The following is a 20,620-nucleotide window of genomic DNA, read 5'->3' on the forward strand; positions in this document are numbered from 1 at the left end:
TGCTTACTGCAGGCCCCCATAGTTGTCTTCACGAACCACGCGCGGCACGTTCTGGCGTTCTTCAATCGTTACCGGCTGATAAACCACCCGGCCCAGCTCAGCATCAAACCGCATTTCCACATGCCCAAAGCACGGGAAGTCCTTGCGAAATGGATGCCCGATAAAACCATAGTCCGTCAGAATGCGACGCAAATCGTCGTGCCCATTAAACACGATGCCAAAAAGATCGAACGCTTCACGCTCAAACCAATTGGCACCGCTCCAGATATTCGTCACGGTGGGCAACATGGGCGCCAGATCGTCTGCAGCAAATACCTTGAGTCGCACGCGCTGGTTCAGTGAAACCGACAACAGGTGCAACACGACACAAAACCGCAAACCGTCAGGTGTTCCTTCCGGATATTCGGAGTAATCGACACCACACAGATCGATCATTTGCTCGAACTGGCAACGGGGATCACTGCGAAGCGCTTCGGCACAAGCGTGGTAGTTGGCAGCGGAAACCACCAACGTAACCTCACCCAGGGCGACCGCGATGCTCTTGACCTTGTCACCCAACGCAGCCACCACCGCATCACGCGTGGTTTCGGGCGGAACAGAATATATTGTCATAACTATCCCTCAAACCCGAGCGATGGTGTTCGTGCGGCGGATTTTTTGCTGGAGTTGCAAAATTCCGTACAACAACGCTTCCGCAGTCGGGGGGCAACCGGGCACATACACATCCACCGGCACAATACGATCGCAACCGCGAACGACCGAATAACTGTAGTGGTAATACCCTCCGCCATTGGCGCAAGAACCCATGCTCAGCACCCAGCGCGGCTCTGCCATTTGGTCATATACCTTGCGAAACGCTGGCGCCATCTTGTTGGTCAGGGTACCTGCCACGATGATCAAGTCCGACTGCCGGGGACTGGCGCGAAACACCTCGGCACCAAAACGGCTGATGTCATAGCGGGCTGCAGCGGCGTGCATCATTTCAACTGCACAGCAAGCCAAACCGAACGACATGGGCCAAACCGACCCGGTTTTGGCCCAATTCACCACCGAATCGTAGCTCGTGGTGAAAAAACCCTCTTTGAGAACACCTTCAATCATTCCGTCACTCCCAGTCCAGGGCGCCCTTTAACCACATGTAAACAAAGCCAATGGTTAAAACGATCACAATTTCCAGACCCAGCAAGAAACCAAAAAATCCCAACTCCTTGAGCGCTACTGCCCAAGGAAAGAGCAGCGCTGTTTCCAGGTCAAACAATATGAACAAAATGGCGATGAGGTAGTAGCGCACATCAAATCGCATGCGCGCATCACCAAACGCTTCAAAGCCACATTCGTACGGGGAATTTTTGGCTGCGTCAGGCCGATTGGGGCCTAACACATAACCAATGATCTGGGGCACTACCCCAGTCAGAACACCAATCACAATGAACAAAAGAACAGGAAGGTACTGATCAAGGCTCATATTGACATTCTGTGTATAGCTACGCTTCCGAATTCGGTCAAACCGAAATTGAAGGAATATTATGATTTGGTGCCGTCGGCGAGACTCGAACTCGCACAGCTCTCGCCACTACCCCCTCAAGATAGCGTGTCTACCAATTTCACCACGACGGCTGCTCTTTCAGTCTGAATTGCGTGAGGAACCCGAAGGTTGGTTGCTTTCCAGACAAGCCTAGAGTTTACCCTGAATTTACCCCTATTTCCCAAGGGTCAGGGCAATTAAAAAACCAATCATTTCGCTGGAATTTGCCCAACACCAGAGGCTGGTACTGCGGGTGCCGATGCGGCCGGTACTACCGCCGGTGCAACCACTGCCGCGCTTTCCAAAACGCTACCCGAACTGACAGGACGCAAATTACCAAAGTAGGCCAATGCCAGTGTGCAAACAAAGAAAACGGTCGCCAGAACTGCCGTGGTGCGGGACAGGAAGTTGGCACTGCCGCTGGCACCAAACAAACTGCCGGAACCACCGCTGCCAAAAGCTGCGCCCATGTCGGCACCTTTACCGTGCTGCACCAGAATCAGACCAATCATCGTCAGGGCGGTCAACATCTGGACGGTCAAAATAATCGTCAAAAGCATATTCATTCTCAACTCCTAAAACTGGAAATCCGCACCCTGATCAATGGGCGGCGGCAATGATGGATAAAAAGTCGGCTGCCTTGAGGGATGCGCCCCCCACCAGGCCACCATCGATATCAGGCTGGGAGAGCAACTGGTTGGCATTTGCCGCATTCATGCTGCCACCGTACACAATGAGCACGCGTTCGGCATGATCGGTAGCGGCACGTAACTGGGCACGCAGCACGGCATGCACCTGCTGCGCCTCTTCGGGCGTGGCGGTCTTGCCAGTTCCGATAGCCCACACCGGTTCGTACGCCAAAACGATCTCGCTGATGCAATGCCCATTGGTGTGGATGACCGCTGCGAGTTGGCGTTTGACCACCTCTTCGGTGCGACCGGCTTCGCGTTCAGCGAGGGTCTCACCCACACAGACCACCGGCGTAATGCCTGCGGCAAGAGCGCGTTGGGCCTTGATGGCCACTACGGCATCGGTTTCACCGTGGTGTTGGCGACGCTCAGAGTGACCGACCAGGCAATAGCGTGTGCCGAAATCTTTCAGCATGCCAGCCGAAACCTCACCGGTGAATGCACCCGATTCATGCTGCGACACGTCCTGCGCGCCCACAGCAATAACAGAACCAGCAACCAATCCCTGCACCTGCGCCAGGTACGGCGCCGGAACGCACACCGCCACATGGCAGGCGGCCTGGGCCGAGCCTGCCACCAGCGCCTTGACCAGCGCTTCGTTGGCAATGACCGAGCCGTTCATTTTCCAATTGCCTGCAATCAGCTGTTTTTTCATGCTTGTGCTTCCCAAGTCAAAACAATCTTGCCCACGTGCTGGTTGGATTCCATGAGCGCGTGGGCTTGCGACGCACCACTACCGCTGACCTGGCTGGCATCCAGCGCAGCAAAAACACGGTGCACCACCGGCTTGATGCGCGCAACGGCCAATAAAGGCCAGACGTGTTGCAACAAAGCCTGGGCGATACGGGTTTTGAACGCAACCGGACGTGCACGTAAAGTAGAACCCGTGACGGTCAGCCGCTTGCGCATCACCAAAGCGGCATTGAACTCGCATTGCACGCCACCCTGCACGGCAATGAGGACCAGACGGCCATCTTCTGCCAGGCATTGGACTTCTTTGGCAACATAGCTGCCGGCCACCATGTCCAGCACCACATCCACGCCACAGCCATCGGTCAGGCGCAAAGCTTCCGCCTGGAAGTCTTGCGTCTTGTAGTTGATGGCATGGTCTGCACCCAAAGCCAGGCAAGCGGCACATTTTTCGTCTGTTCCAGCTGTGACGATGACGTGTGCACCCAGGGCTTTGGCCATCTGGATAGCAGTCACACCAATGCCACTGCTGCCGCCCTGCACCAGCAGGGTCTCGCCCGACTTCAAACCACCACGGTCAAAAACGTTGCTCCAGACGGTGAAAAAAGTCTCCGGCAGTGACGCTGCCTCTATATCGGTCAGACCTTGCGGCACCGGCAGACACTGGCCTACAGGCGCCACGCAGTACCGCGCATAGCCACCGCCAGCAACCAAGGCACAGACACGGTCACCGATCCGCAGTCCAGCAGCGGAAAGCGCCTGCGCGTCGCCGCTCTCGATAGTGCCAGCGACTTCCAGACCTGGAATATCGGACGCACCTTCGGGGGCTGGGTACTTGCCAGCTCGCTGCAATACGTCTGGACGGTTAATACCGCTGGCTGCCACGCGAATGAGCAACTCGCCCACGCCGGCAACCGGCACAGGACGCTCTGCCAGACGCAAAACGTCCGGTCCACCAAAACCTGCAATTTCAATAACTTTCATAGCATTTTCAACCGGTAGCCCTCGTCAACACTACACAAGACACTACCAAATTTATAGCAAATAGATTAACCCTGCTCGCCATTATGGGCTGGGCGGTCCAGCAAAGCCTTCATGGACAGCTTGATGCGACCCTTCTCATCCGTCTCCATGACCTTGACCTTGATGATCTGGCCTTCGGTCAGGTAGTCGGAAACCTTCTCGACACGTTCGTGCGCGATCTGGCTGATGTGCAGCAGGCCGTCCTTACCGGGCAGCAAGTTGACCAAGGCACCAAAGTCCAGAATTTTGGTGATGGGGCCTTCGTAAACCTTGCCGATTTCGACTTCAGCGGTGATCTGTTCGATGCGCTTCTTGGCCAATTCGGCTTTTTCTGGATCGGCTGAGGCGATGGTGATAGTGCCATCTTCGTCGATGTTGATCTGTGTGCCGGTTTCTTCGGTCAGCGCACGGATCACGGAGCCGCCCTTGCCAATCACGTCACGGATTTTTTCGGGGTTGATCTTCATGGTGAACAGACGCGGTGCGAAGGTTGACACTTCGGTCTTGGCCTCTGCCATCGCCTCTTGCATCTTGCCCAGAATATGCATACGCGCTTCTTTGGCCTGGGCCAAAGCAACTTGCATGATTTCCTTGGTGATGCCCTGAATCTTGATGTCCATCTGCAGCGCAGTGATACCGTTGGTGGTACCCGCAACCTTGAAGTCCATATCGCCCAGGTGGTCTTCGTCACCCAAAATGTCGGTCAACACCGCGAAACGGTTGTCTTCCTTGATCAGGCCCATGGCGATACCGGCCACGTGGGCTTTCATAGGCACACCAGCGTCCATCAGCGACAGGCAACCGCCGCAGACGGACGCCATGGAAGAAGATCCGTTGGATTCGGTGATTTCCGACACCACACGCATGGTGTAGGGAAAGTCTTCCTTGCTTGGCAGCACAGCAATCAGTGCACGCTTGGCCAGACGACCGTGGCCGATTTCGCGGCGCTTGGGTGTGCCGACACGGCCAGTTTCGCCAGTGGCGAACGGAGGCATGTTGTAGTGCAACATGAAACGGTCTTCGTAATCGCCAGAGGGCGTCAATACGCTGTGCATCGCGCTCAGTACCCAGGGTCGTAACAACCAATGCCTGCGTTTCACCACGGGTAAACAGAGCCGAACCGTGGGTACGGGGCAGCACGCTGTTGCGGATTTCTATGGCACGCACGGTGCGTGTGTCGCGACCGTCGATACGGGGCTCGCCGGCCAGAATCTGGCCGCGCACAATCTTGGCTTCGATGTCGAACAGCATGCCGTCCACGGTCACGCCGTCAAATTCCACGCCTTCAGCCTTCAAGCCAGCCTTGGTCCAGGTGGTCACTTCGCGCGTCGCTTTGGTGCGTGCTTGCTTGTTGCGGATTTGGTATGCAGTAACCAGCTTGTCCTTTGCCAGCGCATCGACCTTGGCGATCAGCACTTCATCCTTGGCAGGAGCTTTCCAATCCCACACCGGCTTGCCGGCGTCGCGCACCAGTTCATGGATGGCGTTGATGGCGATGTTGCCTTGAGCATGGCCAAACACCACGGCGCCGAGCATGATTTCTTCGGACAGTTGCTGTGCTTCGGACTCGACCATCAGAACAGCCGATTCGGTTCCGGCAACGACCAGATCCATGATGGAGTCTTTGCGAGCGGTCTGGCCGGGGTTCAGTACGTATTCACCGTTGATGTAACCCACGCGAGCAGCGCCGATGGGGCCGTTGAACGGGATGCCGGAGATGGACAGCGCAGCACTGACCGCAATCATGGCGGCGACGTCGGCGTCCACTTCAGGGTTCAACGACACAGTGTGGATGACCACATGTACTTCGTTGAAGAAACCTTCGGGGAACAGCGGGCGAATAGGGCGATCAATCAGGCGGCTCGTCAGCGTTTCAAACTCGCTGGGGCGACCTTCGCGTTTGAAGAAACTGCCGGGAATCTTGCCTGCGGCATAGCTCTTTTCAAGGTAGTCAACAGTCAGGGGGAAGAAATCCTGGCCAGGTTTGCCTTCAGTCTTGGCGACGACGGTGGCAAGCACCACGGTGCCGTCCATGTCCAGCAGCACAGCGCCGGTAGATTGACGCGCGATTTCGCCGGTTTCCATGGTGACCGTGTTGTGGCCCCACTGGAAAGTTTTGGTGACTTTTTTGAACATTGTCATGGTGTATCTCCTGTGATTTTCGGAAGAAATTGGAAGGTAAAGGCCACCTCACCCAAGCCCGGATTCGCCATTACAGTCCACGATGCCATTCCAGAAAAACTCTGCCCATCAGGGCGGAATTTGCTTGGAATGACACAGCTTCGTTCTGTTTTTGCCGTCTCCGAAGTAAAAAACGCCTGAGCTAGTAACCTAACTCAGGCGTTCATCATTCGATCAGCCGCTTACTTGCGCAGGCCCAGCTTGGCAATCAGCGCAACGTAACGATCGTGATCGATACGATTCAGGTAAATCAACAGGCTCTTGCGTGTATTCACCATGCGCACCAGACCACGACGACCGTGGTGGTCTTTGGCGTGGGTCTTGAAGTGGGGCATGAGCTCGTTGATACGGGCGGTCAGCAGTGCAACTTGCACTTCCGGGCTACCGGTATCGCCGGGGCTACGGGCGTTGTCTTTGACAACAGCGGCTTTGATGCTGGATGCAATCATGGTTTTTCCTGTCTTTGAGAGGCTGCGACGTTGCGCATGCCCCTGGTTTTTGAACTTGCGCCGGGTGCTGGAACTGCTCCCGGCGTGCGCCTTGCCAAATGCAAAGCCGCTCGATTATAGCCCGAACTGCCCTAACCGTCGAATACGGCGCGGGCAGCCCGTCATGGGCGCTGCATCTTGCAGCTGGTAGGTAGTTCTGCGGCTTCCGGCGCTATGGTTTTGATTACGCGAAAACCGTAGCCCGAACCCTCCACATCAAATTTGACGCCGGGTGTGCCCTGGCGGTCCATAACGCCCACCACCAACGGCTGCTGGAACTGGTGATCAGCCGCACGCATGTTGCCGGATTGTCCCCCCAGGGTCACACGGCCACGCTCCAACTGCGCTGCCACTGCGACAACATCCAGGCTGGCAGAGTTGGATTGAGTGGCGGCGGCTTCCATGGCCTGCGCCAGGGATTCGATCAACAACTGCATGCGCATGTGGACATAGTCGTCTTCAGCCTTGGGGTAGCGCTGCTTGAACGAGCGGTAAAACGCCTCGCTACCCGCGGTTTGCACATTGGGCATCCAGTCAGCCACCGCGATAACCCTGCCAATCCCCGCCTCACCAATGGCCGCCGGTGCACCCATGGCATTGCCATAGAAGGTGTAGAACTTGCCTTCAAAGCCCACATCACGCGCAGCCTTGATCAACAGGCTCAGATCGTTGCCCCAGTTGCCGGTAATCACCGCTTGTGCGCCACTGGCCTTGATTTTGGTGGCATAGGGCAAAAAGTCTTTCACGCGGGCCATGGGGTGCAATTCTTCGCCCACGATGCGCACGTCCGGGCGCTGCGCGCCCAGCTGGCGTTTGGCTTCACGCAGTACCGCCTGGCCAAAGCTGTAGTCCTGACCAATCAGGTACACATCCTTGAGCGCCTTGTCGTCCCTGATCACATCCATTAACGCAGCCATGCGCATATCGGCATGCGCGTCATATCGGAAATGCCAAAAACTGCATTTCTCGTTGGTCAACACTGGGGCCACCGCCGAGTAATTCAAAAACAGCACGCGCTTGGACGGCTCACGCTCGTTGTGTTTGTTGATAGCGTCGATCAAGGCCGCCGCATTGGCGGATGAATTGCCCTGCAAAACAATGCGCGCACCGTTGTCAATGGCTGAGCGCAGCGCAGACAGAGCCTCTTCGTTCTGGCCCTTGCTGTCGTAGCGCTCCAGAACCAGGGTCTGATTGCCACCGGCTGCTGCGGGCAGCTTCACGCCACCGCGTGCATTGACCCGCTCCACTGCCCAGTTGAGGTTGCGAAACACCGCCTCGCCTGCATTGCCATTGGGGCCACTTAGCCCCTCGATCATGGCCAGCTTGACCGGCGCGGCCTGCGCTTGGGCAAAAGCCACGGGAATACCCAAGGGCAGCGCAAATAACGCCAGCAACCCGGTTTTCAAGATCCAACGGGAAAGAATAAACATGTGATTTTTTTCTTGAAATTGACTGAAAGAACCGCAGCTTGGATGCATGCGGTGCTCATGGTGAGCGTCGCGCAGTGTACTAGGAGACTTGCTATGTTTTTTGCCACTACCGCCCAGCCCCAATTGCGCCGCCACGCCTATGTCAACCCAGGCCGTTCACTGGAACGTTTTATGGACGACGCGCTGCGCACCACCAACAAACCTTGCGCTTACACGCAGGACGAGACCGCTTTCACCCTGAGCATGGATGTGCCCGGCGTGACCAAAGAGCAGTTATCCATTGCCATTGAGGGCGCTGTGGTTCGTATCAGCAGCAAAGAGGGCGCGGCCCGCCACTACAGCGCTGCCTATGAGCTGCCACAGGACATCGACACCTCGGCCAGCGATGCCAAACTGGAAAACGGTGTGTTGACCCTGAAACTTGTCAAAAAAGTGCCAGTCAGCAACGCCACCGAACTGGTAGTTCACTAAAGCCCCAGGTCGCCCGCGCTCGGGGAGGCTGTCCAACGGCCAGCGTGGCTTGACGTCAAAGGCGTAAGTAGCGCTGACCTGTTGCAGGCCACTTTGCAGGCGCATGGCCCCCGCCATGGCGATCATGGCGCCGTTGTCGGTGCACAGGTGCAACTCCGGGTAATGCACCCGCACCTTTCGTTGGGCACACGCGGCATTGAGTTGGGCACGCAACTCGCGGTTGGCACCCACGCCACCGGCCACCACTAGGCGTTGCAGGCCGGTTTGTTTTAACGCGTTCATGGACTTCTTGAGTAGCACCTCCACGATGGCCGCCTGGGTCGAGGCAGCAAGGTCTGCGCGCTGCTGCAAGGGCAGTGACTCAAATAGGCCCAAAGCGCCATCGGTGGCCTGCGCAGCCACCATGCGTTGGGATTGAACCAGTACCGCCGTCTTGAGTCCGGCAAATGAAAAATCCAGATTGCCACTGTTGAGCAGCGGCCGTGGTAGCTTGTAAGCGTCTGCCCTGCCCTGCTCGGCCAAGCGGCTCAGCGCCGGGCCGCCCGGGTAACCCAGCCCCATGAGCTTGGCCGATTTGTCAAAGGCTTCGCCCGCGGCGTCGTCAATGGATTCGCCCAACAGTTCGTAACGCCCCACGCCCTCCACCCGCATCAGTTGCGTGTGTCCGCCAGATACCAGCAGGGCCACAAAGGGGAACTCCGGCGGATCGGCGCTCAGAAACGGGGACAACAAATGCCCTTCGAGGTGGTGCACGCCCAACACCGGCTTGCCCAGTGCAGCACCCAGCGCACAGGCCACGCCAGCACCCACCAGTAGCGCACCAGCCAGACCGGGACCACGCGTGTAGGCCACCACGTCAACATCGGCCAGTGATTTGCCACTGGCGTCCAGAACCTCCTGCGTGAGCGGCAACACGCGCCGGATATGGTCGCGACTGGCCAGCTCGGGCACCACACCGCCAAAGGCCTGGTGCATTTCGATCTGGCTGTATAAAGCGTGCGCCAGCAGCGTGGGCAAGGCCTGCTCCTCGGCCTGCACCATGGCCACACCCGTTTCATCGCACGACGACTCAATCCCCAAAACCAGCATGTTTTCCCCTGTGAGGGTGCGAGTTTAGTAGAGTAGCCCACTATGCTCCTAGGCACGCCCTTGTCCACGCCCTTCTCACTCCATCCGCTCGACGATGACGCCATTGCCAGCCTGGAGCGCGCCACGCTGGACGCCGTGGCACCCCCTGCCCTGCAAGAAATCGATGGCTGGCTGTTGCCGTTTGATACCTCCACCATTGGTCGCGCCAAAAGTGCAGTGCCCCTGCGCCATGACCACATCGATACCGCGTTGGTCAAGACTATCGAAGACCGGTATGCTGCACGCGGCCTACAAGCAGCCTACCGCGTGGCTGATGTGCCGGGCTTGGCCGGCATGCAGGCCGAGTTGGTGCGATTGGGCTACCAGCCCCAGCAGCCCACTCTGGTACAGATCGGCAGCGTACTGGCTATGCGCCAGTTTCGCCCCGGCACACCCGGCAACTTGTCTTTGGTGCCGACACCCGTATGGAGCGCGGTTTATCTTGCAGAAGGCTTTGACCCGGTAGATGGTGCAAACCGGGTGCAAGCGCTCAGTCGCAGCCCGCATGTGGTCTATGCCTGGATTGAAGAAGGCGGTCAATCGGTTGCCGTAGGCACGGCAGCTTTCAGCCAAGGCTGGGCCAGCATCCACGGTATGCGCACCCTGCCCCAGCATCGCGGTAAGGGTTTGGCCGGACGGCTACTGGCAACCTTGGCAGATGCCGCCATGGAGCGCGGCCTGGAGCGCGTGTTTCTACAGGTCGAAGAAAGCAATACTGCGGCACTGGCACTGTACCAGCGCGCCGGATTGACCACCGCCTGGCACTACCACTACTGGCGCAAGGATGGCTGAAACGACATCAGCGTCAACGACGGAACAGGTGGCTGCGGCATTACAGCGCGTAGTCGCGCTCCACCTTGGCAATGCGGACCTTGAATGCGGCATACCATTTCTGGTGCCCCAACCGCTGTGCGTCCAGGTGCTCGGCGTTGGCTTTCCAGGCGCGGATCGATTCCAGATCAGCCCAGTAGGACACGGTGATGCCCACTGTTTCCCGCGCTGACTCCACACCCAGATATCCCGGCTGCTGCGCGGCCAGTTCAACCATGCGTTCGGCCATGGCCCCGTAGCCGGTGTCGCCATCGGTACGCAGTGAGGTGAAGATGACCGCGTAATACGGTGGCGCGGGTGTATGGGCAATGGGGTTCATGGGTAGAAATGGTGTTGGCAGGCCGAGAGCGCAGTGTAAGGGTGCACACGCACCAGCTTGATGCACAACACCTTGTCCATACCCACTGAATGCACCATACGGTGCGCGCTGGCCCCATTCACAGCTGGCACAGTCTGTGCAAGTAGTTGGTCGAGACTTTTTTAACGACCAACGAAACGGAGTGGATATGGCGTATTTGGTACCTTCAGAGTTTGTGACCAAGATGGTGGATGCAGGCGAGTCCAAAATCTTCATGTCCACACGGGACACCTTGATCCGGGCCTACATGGCAGGTGCCATCCTGGCACTGGCGGCGGTGTTTTCCATAACCATCAATGTGCAGACCGGTCAGCCCCTGGCTGGCGCCGTGTTGTTTCCGGTGGGCTTTTGCATGCTGTACCTGCTGGGATTTGACCTGCTGACGGGCGTCTTTGTCTTGACACCGCTGGCGCTGATCGACAAGCGCCCCGGTGTGACTCTGGGCGGGGTGCTAAAAAACTGGGGCCTGGTGTTTGCGGGCAACTTTGCCGGTGCCTTCACGGTGGCGGTGCTGATGGCCATTACCTTCACCTACGGCTTCTCGGTGGAACCCAATGCCGTGGGCAAGGCCATTGGCGTAATCGGTGAGAAACGCACGCTGGGCTATGCCGAATACGGTGCTGCCGGTATGCTGACCCTGTTTGTGCGCGGCATGCTGTGCAACTGGATGGTGTCCACCGGTGTGGTTGGCGCCATGATTTCGACCACCGTCACCGGCAAAGTGGTGGCCATGTGGATGCCCATCATGCTGTTCTTCTACATGGCCTTTGAGCACTCGGTGGTGAACATGTTCCTGTTTCCATCCGGCCTGCTGTTGGGTGCCCATTTTTCGATGATGGACTACCTGATCTGGAATGAAATCCCCACTGTGCTGGGCAATCTGGTAGGGGGACTGTCATTCACCGGCCTCACCCTGTACACCACGCACCTGAAGACGGCACCCAAGCGTGCATTCCCATAGTCTGCGGCGCCATGGCCCGCGCTTTGAAAATTTCGATAGGGCAGTGTTCGGAGAAAGGGCGCAAGGAGGTCAATCAGGACTTTCATGGCGCCTACATTCCGAACGAGCCACAACTCACCGCAAAGGGCATTGCGCTGGCGCTGGCCGACGGCATCAGCAGCAGCGCGGTCAGCCAAGTGGCCAGCCAGTACGCAGTTGCCGGTTTTCTGGAGGACTACTACTGCACCTCGGACGCCTGGTCGGTCAAGACCTCGGCCAAGCGGATTCTGGATGCAACCAACTCCTGGCTGCATGCGCAATCCCAGCATAGCCAATACCGCTACGACAAGGACCGTGGCTATGTGTGCACGCTCAGCGCCATGGTCCTCAAATCGACCACTGCCCATATATTCCATGTGGGCGACTCGCGCATTTACCGGCTGCGCGGCAACACGCTGGAGCAACTGACTGCCGACCACCGCGTGTGGGTCGGCAACGGTCAGAGCTACCTGGGCCGTGCGCTGGGCGTCAATCCGCAAATCGAGATCGACTACCAGACCCAGCCGCTGGAGCCGGGCGATATCTTTCTCCTGGCCACCGATGGGGTCTACGAACACCTCCACGCCAAGGCCATGGTCGGCATGCTCCATGCTGGTCAGGAAGGACCGTGCGATTTGCAGGCGGTCGCAGAGCAGTTGGTGCAAACCGCCTACGCGCAGGGCAGTACCGACAACCTTACCGTGCAGATTGTGCGGATTGACGAACTGCCCGTGCATGAGGCCCATGAATTTCAGCAGCACCAGTTGGGCCTGCCGTTCCCGCCCATTCTGGAACCCCGCATGGTGTTGGATGGCTACACCATCGTGCGGGAGGTGCATGGCAGCAGCCGCAGCCACATCTACCTGGCCGTGGACAGCGAGACCCACACCCCCGTCATCCTGAAAACACCGTCGATTGACCTGCGCGGCGACCCCGCGTATTTGGAGCGCTTTCTGACCGAAGAGTGGGTGGCCAGGCGTATCAACAGCGCGCATGTACTCAAGCCCTGCCAGCAAACCCGCAAGCGCAATTTTCTGTACGTGGCCACCGAGTTCATCGACGGCCAGACCCTGACGCAGTGGATGACCGACCACCCCACACCCAGCTTAGAGACGGTGCGCAGCATGGTCGAACAAATCGCCCGGGGCTTGCGTGCCTTCCACCGGCTGGAAATGCTGCACCAGGACCTACGCCCCGACAACATCATGATCGACACCACGGGCACTGTGAAGATCATTGACTTTGGCTCGACCCGGGTAGCCGGCATTGCCGAGACCATGACTGCCACACACCCCGAGGCGATTCTGGGCACCGCCCAATACACGGCGCCCGAAATATTTCTGGATGAAAGGGCAACGCCCCGCGCCGATCTGTTTTCGCTCGGCGTGATTGCCTACCAGATGCTGACCGGGCGCCTGCCCTATGGGGCGGAAGTGGCCAAGTGCCAAACCCGCGCGGCGCAAAACCGGTTGCAGTATGCCTCGGTGCTCGAAGACGAGCGGGACATCCCCGCCTGGATCGATGGAGCCCTGCGCAAGGCGGTGCACCCCAACCCGGCCAAGCGCTACGAGGAACTGTCCGAATTTGTCCAAGACCTGCGCCATCCCAACCCGGCATTCCTCAACCGCCACCACGCGCCACTGATAGAACGCAACCCCTTGGTATTCTGGAAGAGCGTTTCTCTCGTGTTGGCCTTGCTGGTGATGGTGCTTGTGGCGCGGACCTCGGGCCACTAATTTCTATACAGACGCTATTTCTTTGATAGCTGGTTACGTAATGAGAAAGAGGGCTAGCGGCCATTTTGTGCACGCACCACGAAAAACAAGCGCGTTGCCCCGTATTGGTGCATTGCAACCCGCTCGTGGGACAAATTCCCGATTGCCCTCTGAAAACCAAACCGCCAAAGCCTGCTCCCACATGGCACAGCTCTTGCGTAATTCCCTGCAGTCATAACGAAGCGCGCACAACGCAACGCTAATTTTTTGGAGTCGCCCGTATGAAAAAAATGAAACTGGTCATGATTGGCAACGGCATGGCCGGTGTGCGCGCGCTGGAAGAGCTGCTGAAGATTGCACCGGAGATGTACGACATCACCGTATTTGGCACCGAACCACACCCCAACTACAACCGCATCTTGCTGTCGCCCGTGCTGGCTGGTGAGCAGACCCTCGATGAGATCGTTCTGAACCCCTGGGAGTGGTACACCGATAACCACATCACCCTGCACGCTGGCTGGACTGTGACCCAGGTGGACCGGGTGCGCCGAGTGGTGCACGCCGAGAACGCAGCGGGCGAAAAAATCAGCACCGCATACGACCGCCTGGTGCTGGCCACCGGCTCCAACCCTTTCATCCTGCCCATTGCGGGCACGGACCTGCCAGGCGTACTAGCCTACCGTGACATTGCCGATACCGAGGCCATGATCGAGGCCGCCAAACACTACAAGCACGCGGTGGTGATCGGCGGCGGCTTGTTGGGTCTGGAAGCCGCCAATGGCCTGATGAAGCGTGGCATGACGGTGAGCGTGGTGCACGTCATGCCCACGCTGATGGAGCGCCAACTCGACGCGACTGCGGGCAAGATGTTGGAAAAATCGTTGCAAGAGCGCGGCATGCAGTTTCTGATTGGTGCACAGACCCAGGAACTGGTAGGTGGCGCCGACGGGCGTGTCACCGCCGTCAAGTTCAAGGACGGCAGCCAAGTACCAGCCGACCTGGTGGTCATGGCCGTTGGCATTCGCCCCAACACGGCCTTGGCCGAGAGCATGCGCCTGTACTGCAACAAGGGCATTGTGGTCAACGACACCATGCAGACCACCACCGATGCACGCATCTACGCCGTGGGTGAGTGCGCTGCGCACCGGGGCATTGCCTACGGCCTGGTGGCACCCCTGTTTGAGCAGGGCAAGGTACTGGCCAACCATCTGGCGATGTTTGGCATTGGCCGCTACACCGGCTCGCTGACCTCAACCAAACTCAAAGTCACCGGTATTGACCTGTTCAGCGCCGGTGATTTCCTGGGTGGCGACGGGGCCGAAGAAATCGTCATGAGCGACCCCTTTGGCGGCGTGTACAAAAAACTGGTGGTCAAAGACGGCAAACTGGTAGGTGCCTGCCTGTATGGCGACACGGTGGACGGCAGCTACTACTTCAAGCTGTTGCGCGAGGGCCGCAGCGTGGCCGACATCCGCGACAAGCTGATGTTTGGCGAGAGCAATATCGGCGAAGGTGGCCACGAAGGCCACAACAAGGCCGCCGCCATGAAAGACAGTGACGAGGTCTGCGGCTGCAACGGCGTGACCAAGGGCACCATCTGCAAGGCGATTAAAGAAAAAGGCCTGTTTACCCTGGACGAAGTGCGCAAGCACACCAAAGCCAGCGCCAGCTGCGGCTCATGCACCGGCCTGGTGGAGCAGTTGCTGATGTTTACCGCTGGCGGCGACTACTCGGCCACGCCCAAAATGAAAGCCATGTGTGCCTGCACCGACCACGGCCACCAGGCCGTGCGCGACGCCATCTGCGCCAACAAGCTGCTCACCATTGCCAGCGTCTTTAACTTCATGGAGTGGAAAACACCCAACGGCTGCGCCAGCTGCCGCCCGGCGGTCAACTACTACCTGATCTCCAGCTGGCCCAAAGAGGCCAAGGACGATCCGCAAAGCCGCTATATCAACGAGCGCAGCCACGCCAATATCCAAAAAGACGGCACCTACAGCGTGATCCCCCGCATGTGGGGGGGCGAGACCACGGCCAACGAGCTGCGCAAGATTGCCGACGCAGTGGACAAGTACCAAATCCCCACCGTCAAAGTCACCGGCGGCCAACGCATTGACTTGCTGGGTGTCAAAAAAGAAGACTTGGTGAATGTGTGGAAAGACATCGGCATGCCCAGCGGCCACGCCTACGCCAAGGCGCTGCGCACGGTCAAAACCTGTGTGGGCAGCGAGTGGTGCCGCATGGGCACGCAAGACAGCACGCAAATGGGCAAAGACATGGAACGCGCCATGTGGCGCATGTACGCGCCGCACAAGGTCAAGTTTGCGGTGTCAGGCTGCCCGCGCAACTGTGCCGAGGCCGGCATCAAGGACGTGGGCGTGATTGGTGTGGACAGCGGCTGGGAGTTGCACATTGCCGGCAACGGCGGCATCAAGACCGAGGTAGCGCAGTTCTTTACCAAGGTCAAAACCAGCGACGAGGTGCTGGAGTACACCGGCGCCTTCATGCAGCTCTACCGCCTGGAGGGCTGGTACCTGGAGCGCACCGTGCATTACGTGAACCGCGTGGGCATGGACTACGTGAAGAAAAAGATTCTGGAAGACGAGGCGGGCCGCAAGGCACTGTGGGCCCAGTTGCAGGCCGCGCTGGAGGGTGAACCCGACCCGTGGTTCGATTTGAAGGAGTCCCAAGTTGATATGCGTCAATTTGAAGCGATTTCGGTCTGAGTTTCAGACTGAATGGTCAGGTTCATCGAAAACTACCAAGGGATACTCCCTATTTATCTCCAAATAGGGTGAACACCATGCACACGATCTTGCTGAACCGTAGAACCATCATCGCCGCCGCCGCAGGACTGCCCTGGCTGGGCGCACACGCCCAAGTCAGCGATTTGGGCGATGCGATCAACAAGGCGGGACGCCAGCGCATGCTGAGCCAGCGCATGGGCAAGGCTTGGCTGGCCCTGGTGCACGGCATCGAGACGAGCAACGCACAAACGGTGCTGGACAAGTCCTTGGCCCTGTTCGACCGCCAGCTAGTGGAACTGAAAGCCTATGCCGTGTTGCCCGAGATCAAGGACACCTACACCAAGCTTGACGCGTCCTGGACGACCTACAAGACGGCACTGGTGGGCAGTGCCCCCACACGCGAGCATGCCGCCGCCATGTTGAAACTCAATGCCGGGGTGCTGGCACTGGCAAATCAGGGCACCGTGCAGTACGAGACTGCGTTGGGCAAGCCCCAAGGCAAATTGGTCAACATCGCTGGACGACAGCGCATGCTCAGCCAGCGCATGGCCATGTGCTATTTGGCCGCCCGGTTGCCGGTGGATGCCTCCACCATGGTTACCGAGATCGACAAAGCCCGCAGCGAATTTGTCAATGCCATGGGCATTCTGCACAAAGCACCCGAGACCACGCCACGCATCCAGGAAGATCTGCAACTGGCCGACGGGCAATGGGTGTTTTTTGACACCGCACTCAAACGCGTGGGCACCGCCGACGCCGGCGCGGCCAAACCCCTGACCGATGTATTTGTCGCCAGCGAGAACCTGCTGACGGTGATGGACCGGGTCACCGGCCTGTATGCGTCTCTCAAGACATGATTGATTTACAAATTGGCCGCTAGCCCTCGTGAAAACTTGAGGCAAGCAGCTACAAAAGGAATAGCAAAATGAGCGAGTGGACCCCTGTATGCCGTGTTGAAGACATCCCCGTACTCGGTGCGCGACGCGTCACCCGCGCGCAGGGCATGGACGTGGCGGTGTTTCGCAACGACAAAGACGAAATCTTTGCCCTGCTCGACCGCTGCCCGCACAAGGGAGGTCCGCTTTCGCAAGGCATTGTGTTCGGCACCAGCGTGGCGTGCCCGTTGCACAACTGGACCATTGGCCTGTGTACCGGCCAGGCCGCTGCGCCCGATGAAGGCTGCACGCCCCAATTTGCCGTGCGGGTGGTGGATGGTCAGGTGTCACTCAAGGCCGCAGAGCTCGCGCACCACGCCACCGACTTGACCCGACCGGTACATTGCGCAACCCGCCCTACCACCGGGATAGCCAGCAGGGTTTGAAGCAGGCCGCGAACGCCTGCGGGACAATACCGGCATGGGCATTGCAAATTACATCAAAGAAATCGGCCGTGGCAAGGACGGCGCACGCGCACTGAACCGCGAGCAGGCGGCTGATCTGTTTGGCCAGGTGCTGGACGGCACGGTGACCGATCTGGAAATTGGCGCCTTCTGCCTGGCCATGCGCATCAAGGGCGAAACGGCGCAGGAAATGGCGGGTTTTTTGGACGCCACCCACCAGCGTCTGCACTGCATTCCCGCTTCTGACAAGCCAGTCATCGTCATCCCCAGCTACAACGGCGCGCGCAAACTGCCGGTGCTCACCCCCCTGCTGGCGCTGTTGCTGGCGCGCGAGGGTTTACCCGTTTTGGTGCATGGCACAGCCACCGAATCCAGCCGTGTTTATACGTCCGAAGTGCTTCTAGCCCTCGACATACCTACACAAGTAGCTATCGAACCCATAGCATCTGGCACCGTGGCCTTTGTCCCCACCACGCTGCTCAACAGCGGCCTGCAGCGCCTGTTAGAGGTGCGCCGCGTGGTGGGCCTGCGCAACCCGGCCCACAGCCTGGTCAAGCTGATGAACCCGGTACAGGGCAAAAGCCTGCTGGTCACCAGCTACACCCACCCCGAATACGCTGTGTCCATGGCCGAGACACTGGCCCTGATGGGGAGCAACGCCCTGCTGCTGCGCGGCACCGAAGGCGAGGCGGTGGCCGACCCCCGGCGCACACCCACCATGCAGGGCTACATGGCCGGCCAGGTGGTGGAGCGCCAGGAGCACCAGGGCGGCACCCTGCCCAGCCTGCCCGACCTGCCGCCCACCACGGACGCCAATCTCACGGCCCATTACATTCGGCGGGTGTTGGACGGTCAGAAGCCCGTGCCGACACCCATTGCCCAACAAGTGGCCCACATCTTGCATCTGGTGCAAGCACTATGAATCACGATTTTTCCCACTCCGGCGCGCTCGGCCCGGTCACCCTGGTGGGAGCCGGCCCCGGCGACCCCGAGTTGCTGACCCTGAAGGCGCTCAAGGCCATCCAGAACGCCACCGTGTTGTTGGTGGACGATCTGGTCAACGAGGCCATTGTTGCCTTTGCCGCACCCACGGCCCGCGTCATCTACGTGGGCAAGCGCGGCGGCTGCCAATCCACACCGCAGTCGTTTATCGAAAAGCTGATGGTCACCGCCGCGCTGGAGGGCGAGACCGTGGTCCGACTCAAGGGCGGCGACCCCTTCATCTTTGGACGTGGCGGCGAAGAAGTCGAGGCCCTGCAAGCCGCTGGCGTGCGCTACCAGGTCATCAACGGCATCACCGCCGGCATGGCGGCGGTGTCGTCGCTGGGCGTGCCGCTGACCCACCGAGAACAGGCCCACGGCGTGGTGTTCATCACCGGCCACGCCAAGCCAGGATCTACAGGAACCGATTGGCGCGCCCTGGCCGCCACCGCGCACCAGGCGCGACTGACGATCGTGATCTACATGGGCATGAGCGGCGCCGGCCACATCCAGCGCGAACTGCTGCATGGCCTGGGCGCCGACACGCCGGTGGCCATTGTGCAAAGCGCCAGCCTGCCCCAGCAGCGCCACGCCGTATGCACCCTGGGCGAACTGGAAGCCACCATTGCCCAAGAAAAGCTGGCCAGCCCCAGCGTGATTGTGGTGGGCAATGTGCTGCAGGGGCTGTTGGCAGCCGGGCTGGATGCCAGCCCCCTCGTGTCGGACTGCCGCGCCGCCTGATCTCGGCCGATACCGTGGCACCGCCTACACTGCGGCCCATGCAAAGTTTTGACGCAGTCATCATCGGCGCCGGTGCTGCCGGCCTGTTCTGCGCGGGGGTGGCGGGCCAGTTGGGCATGAAGATCTTGGTGCTGGACCACAGCGAGAAAGTGGCCGAGAAAATCCGCATCTCGGGTGGTGGCCGCTGCAACTTCACCAACCTGGGTACCACGGCCGCCAACTTCCTCTCCAACAACCCGCGCTTTTGCCGATCGGCCCTTTCACGCTACACGCCGCAGGACTTTCTGGCGCTGCTGCACAAGCACCAGATTGCCTTCCACGAAAAGCACAAGGGCCAACTCTTTTGTGACACGTCAGCCGAGGACATTATCCAGATGCTGCTAGCGGAATGCGGCGCCAGTGGCAATGTCACCCGCTGGCAGCCCTGCGCGGTAAAGAATGTACGATTTCTATCCGCTAGCCCTCGTGGAGATTACGCAGGCAGCTACGAAATTGATAGTGATCGCGGAACCATCCAGTGTGGCGCTGTCGTCGTGGCAACGGGTGGCCTGTCCATTCCCAAGATCGGCGCCACCGATTTTGGCTATCGACTGGCCAAGCAGTTTGAACTGCCCCTGATCACGACGCGTCCGGCCCTGGTGCCACTGACATTTGATGAAGAGGCCTGGGCACCGTTTGCGCAGCTGTCGGGGTTGTCGCTGCCGGTAAGAATCGAGACTGGAAGCAAAAAGGAAAAGATCGGCTTTTTGGAAGACCTGCTATTCACCCACCGCGGGCTAAGTGGTCCGGGTGTGCTGCAAATTTCAAGCTACTGGCAAGCCGGCACACCCATCCGACTGGACCTAGCACCCGACACCAACGTGGCAGAGTTGCTGAGCCAGGCCAAGGGCCGCTCGCGCCGGCTCATCGCCAACGAGGTCGCCACCCTGGTGCCCGCGCGCCTGGCCGACACCTGGATCTGCCAGGGTGCCAGCCTGGGCCACGACTGGGCACGCCCCATCAACGAGGCCAGCGACAAAGCCCTCTTCGCCCTGGCCGAACGCCTGTCCCGCTGGGAACTCACCCCCACCGGCACCGAGGGCTACCGCAAGGCCGAGGTCACCGCTGGCGGTGTGGACACCAAAGCCCTGTCCAGCCAGACGATGGAGTCCACGCAGCCGGGCCTGTATTTCATTGGCGAGGTGGTGGACGTGACCGGCTGGCTGGGCGGCTACAACTTCCAGTGGGCCTGGGCCAGTGCCTTTGCTTGCGCCCAGGCACTGGCCCTGCGGCAACGCTGAAGGCGCTATAATCCTAGGCTATTC

The 20,620-nt window shown here is 59.3% G+C and carries 19 protein-coding genes, 1 tRNA gene and 2 pseudogenes; 10 read left to right on the forward strand and 12 right to left on the reverse strand.

Annotation, left to right across the window (positions count from 1 at the left end):
* Positions 1-3: 3 nt before the first annotated feature.
* From IPI80_RS07225 to IPI80_RS07270, 10 genes and pseudogenes are all read right to left on the reverse strand, one after another.
* Positions 4-612, reverse strand: coding sequence for an NADH-quinone oxidoreductase subunit C (locus tag IPI80_RS07225; protein ID WP_413858585.1), 609 nt, complete (start codon positions 610-612; stop codon positions 4-6).
* Between the two features lie 9 nt (positions 613-621).
* Complete coding sequence (locus tag IPI80_RS07230) at positions 622-1,101, reverse strand: NuoB/complex I 20 kDa subunit family protein (protein WP_413858587.1); 480 nt, start codon at positions 1,099-1,101, stop codon at positions 622-624.
* A 4-nt stretch (positions 1,102-1,105) separates the two neighbouring features.
* Positions 1,106-1,465 (reverse strand): NADH-quinone oxidoreductase subunit A, encoded by a 360-nt coding sequence (gene ndhC / locus IPI80_RS07235; RefSeq protein WP_413858589.1) that lies wholly within the window; start codon positions 1,463-1,465, stop codon positions 1,106-1,108.
* Positions 1,466-1,532: 67 nt separating this feature from the next.
* A tRNA-Leu gene (locus IPI80_RS07240) sits at positions 1,533-1,617 on the reverse strand.
* A gap of 117 nt (positions 1,618-1,734) precedes the next feature.
* Positions 1,735-2,091, reverse strand: a complete 357-nt coding sequence (gene secG / locus IPI80_RS07245) for a preprotein translocase subunit SecG (protein WP_413858591.1) — start codon at positions 2,089-2,091, stop codon at positions 1,735-1,737.
* Positions 2,092-2,125: 34 nt separating this feature from the next.
* Complete coding sequence (tpiA, locus tag IPI80_RS07250) at positions 2,126-2,869, reverse strand: triose-phosphate isomerase (RefSeq protein WP_413858593.1); 744 nt, start codon at positions 2,867-2,869, stop codon at positions 2,126-2,128.
* Complete coding sequence (locus tag IPI80_RS07255; protein WP_413858595.1) at positions 2,866-3,888, reverse strand: NAD(P)H-quinone oxidoreductase; 1,023 nt, start codon at positions 3,886-3,888, stop codon at positions 2,866-2,868. Before IPI80_RS07255 ends, tpiA begins: the two co-directional genes overlap by 4 nt.
* Positions 3,889-3,953: 65 nt before the next feature.
* Positions 3,954-6,069, reverse strand: a pseudogene (gene pnp, locus IPI80_RS07260) (polyribonucleotide nucleotidyltransferase).
* Between the two features lie 221 nt (positions 6,070-6,290).
* A complete protein-coding gene (gene rpsO, locus IPI80_RS07265; RefSeq protein ID WP_413858597.1) occupies positions 6,291-6,557 on the reverse strand; it encodes a 30S ribosomal protein S15 in 267 nt (88 codons plus the stop codon).
* Positions 6,558-6,718: 161 nt separating this feature from the next.
* A complete protein-coding gene (locus tag IPI80_RS07270) occupies positions 6,719-8,026 on the reverse strand; it encodes a branched-chain amino acid ABC transporter substrate-binding protein (RefSeq protein ID WP_413858599.1) in 1,308 nt (435 codons plus the stop codon).
* 93 nt (positions 8,027-8,119) lie between these two features.
* Here IPI80_RS07270 and IPI80_RS07275 point away from each other — a divergent pair.
* Positions 8,120-8,413: pseudogene (locus tag IPI80_RS07275) on the forward strand (Hsp20/alpha crystallin family protein); the annotation flags it as partial.
* Here the strand turns inward: IPI80_RS07275 and tsaD are convergent.
* Positions 8,300-9,586, reverse strand: a complete 1,287-nt coding sequence (tsaD, locus tag IPI80_RS07280; protein WP_413858601.1) for a tRNA (adenosine(37)-N6)-threonylcarbamoyltransferase complex transferase subunit TsaD — start codon at positions 9,584-9,586, stop codon at positions 8,300-8,302. The pseudogene IPI80_RS07275 and the gene tsaD sit on opposite strands and share 114 nt — an antisense overlap.
* 42 nt (positions 9,587-9,628) lie before the next feature.
* Here tsaD and IPI80_RS07285 point away from each other — a divergent pair, with 42 nt between their 5' ends.
* On the forward strand, positions 9,629-10,417 hold the full coding sequence (locus tag IPI80_RS07285) for a GNAT family N-acetyltransferase (RefSeq protein ID WP_413858603.1): 789 nt from the start codon (positions 9,629-9,631) through the stop codon (positions 10,415-10,417).
* Between the two features lie 40 nt (positions 10,418-10,457).
* On the opposite strand, the gene IPI80_RS07290 is transcribed toward IPI80_RS07285, so the two are convergent.
* The gene (locus IPI80_RS07290) at positions 10,458-10,775 is read right to left on the reverse strand and encodes an antibiotic biosynthesis monooxygenase family protein (RefSeq protein ID WP_413858605.1); all 318 of its coding nucleotides are present in this window, start codon (positions 10,773-10,775) and stop codon (positions 10,458-10,460) included.
* A 187-nt stretch (positions 10,776-10,962) separates the two neighbouring features.
* On the opposite strand from IPI80_RS07290, the gene IPI80_RS07295 reads away from it, so the two are divergent.
* The 8 genes from IPI80_RS07295 to IPI80_RS07330 all read left to right on the forward strand — a co-directional run bounded on the left by IPI80_RS07295 (position 10,963) and on the right by IPI80_RS07330 (position 20,596).
* Complete coding sequence (locus tag IPI80_RS07295) at positions 10,963-11,775, forward strand: formate/nitrite transporter family protein (protein WP_413858607.1); 813 nt, start codon at positions 10,963-10,965, stop codon at positions 11,773-11,775.
* A gap of 11 nt (positions 11,776-11,786) precedes the next feature.
* Complete coding sequence (locus IPI80_RS07300; protein ID WP_413858609.1) at positions 11,787-13,529, forward strand: protein kinase domain-containing protein; 1,743 nt, start codon at positions 11,787-11,789, stop codon at positions 13,527-13,529.
* A 260-nt stretch (positions 13,530-13,789) separates the two neighbouring features.
* The gene (nirB, locus tag IPI80_RS07305) at positions 13,790-16,234 is read left to right on the forward strand and encodes a nitrite reductase large subunit NirB (protein ID WP_413858611.1); all 2,445 of its coding nucleotides are present in this window, start codon (positions 13,790-13,792) and stop codon (positions 16,232-16,234) included.
* Between the two features lie 77 nt (positions 16,235-16,311).
* A complete protein-coding gene (locus IPI80_RS07310; RefSeq protein ID WP_413858613.1) occupies positions 16,312-17,112 on the forward strand; it encodes a type IV pili methyl-accepting chemotaxis transducer N-terminal domain-containing protein in 801 nt (266 codons plus the stop codon).
* Between the two features lie 68 nt (positions 17,113-17,180).
* The gene (gene nirD, locus IPI80_RS07315; protein WP_413858615.1) at positions 17,181-17,576 is read left to right on the forward strand and encodes a nitrite reductase small subunit NirD; all 396 of its coding nucleotides are present in this window, start codon (positions 17,181-17,183) and stop codon (positions 17,574-17,576) included.
* 34 nt (positions 17,577-17,610) lie between these two features.
* Entirely contained in the window at positions 17,611-18,516 is a 906-nt protein-coding gene (gene ybiB / locus IPI80_RS07320; protein WP_413858617.1) for a DNA-binding protein YbiB, read from the forward strand.
* Entirely contained in the window at positions 18,513-19,316 is an 804-nt protein-coding gene (gene cobA, locus IPI80_RS07325) for a uroporphyrinogen-III C-methyltransferase (protein ID WP_413858619.1), read from the forward strand. The genes ybiB and cobA overlap by 4 nt, the downstream gene beginning before the upstream one ends.
* Before the next feature lie 38 nt (positions 19,317-19,354).
* Positions 19,355-20,596 carry an NAD(P)/FAD-dependent oxidoreductase gene (locus tag IPI80_RS07330; RefSeq protein WP_413858622.1) on the forward strand — a complete coding sequence of 414 codons (1,242 nt, stop codon included), beginning with the start codon at positions 19,355-19,357 and terminating at the stop codon, positions 20,594-20,596.
* Positions 20,597-20,620 lie beyond the last annotated feature (24 nt).

Source organism: Candidatus Aalborgicola defluviihabitans (assembly GCF_016705985.1).
Classification (GTDB): Bacteria; Pseudomonadota; Gammaproteobacteria; order Burkholderiales; family Burkholderiaceae_C; genus Allorhodoferax; species Allorhodoferax defluviihabitans.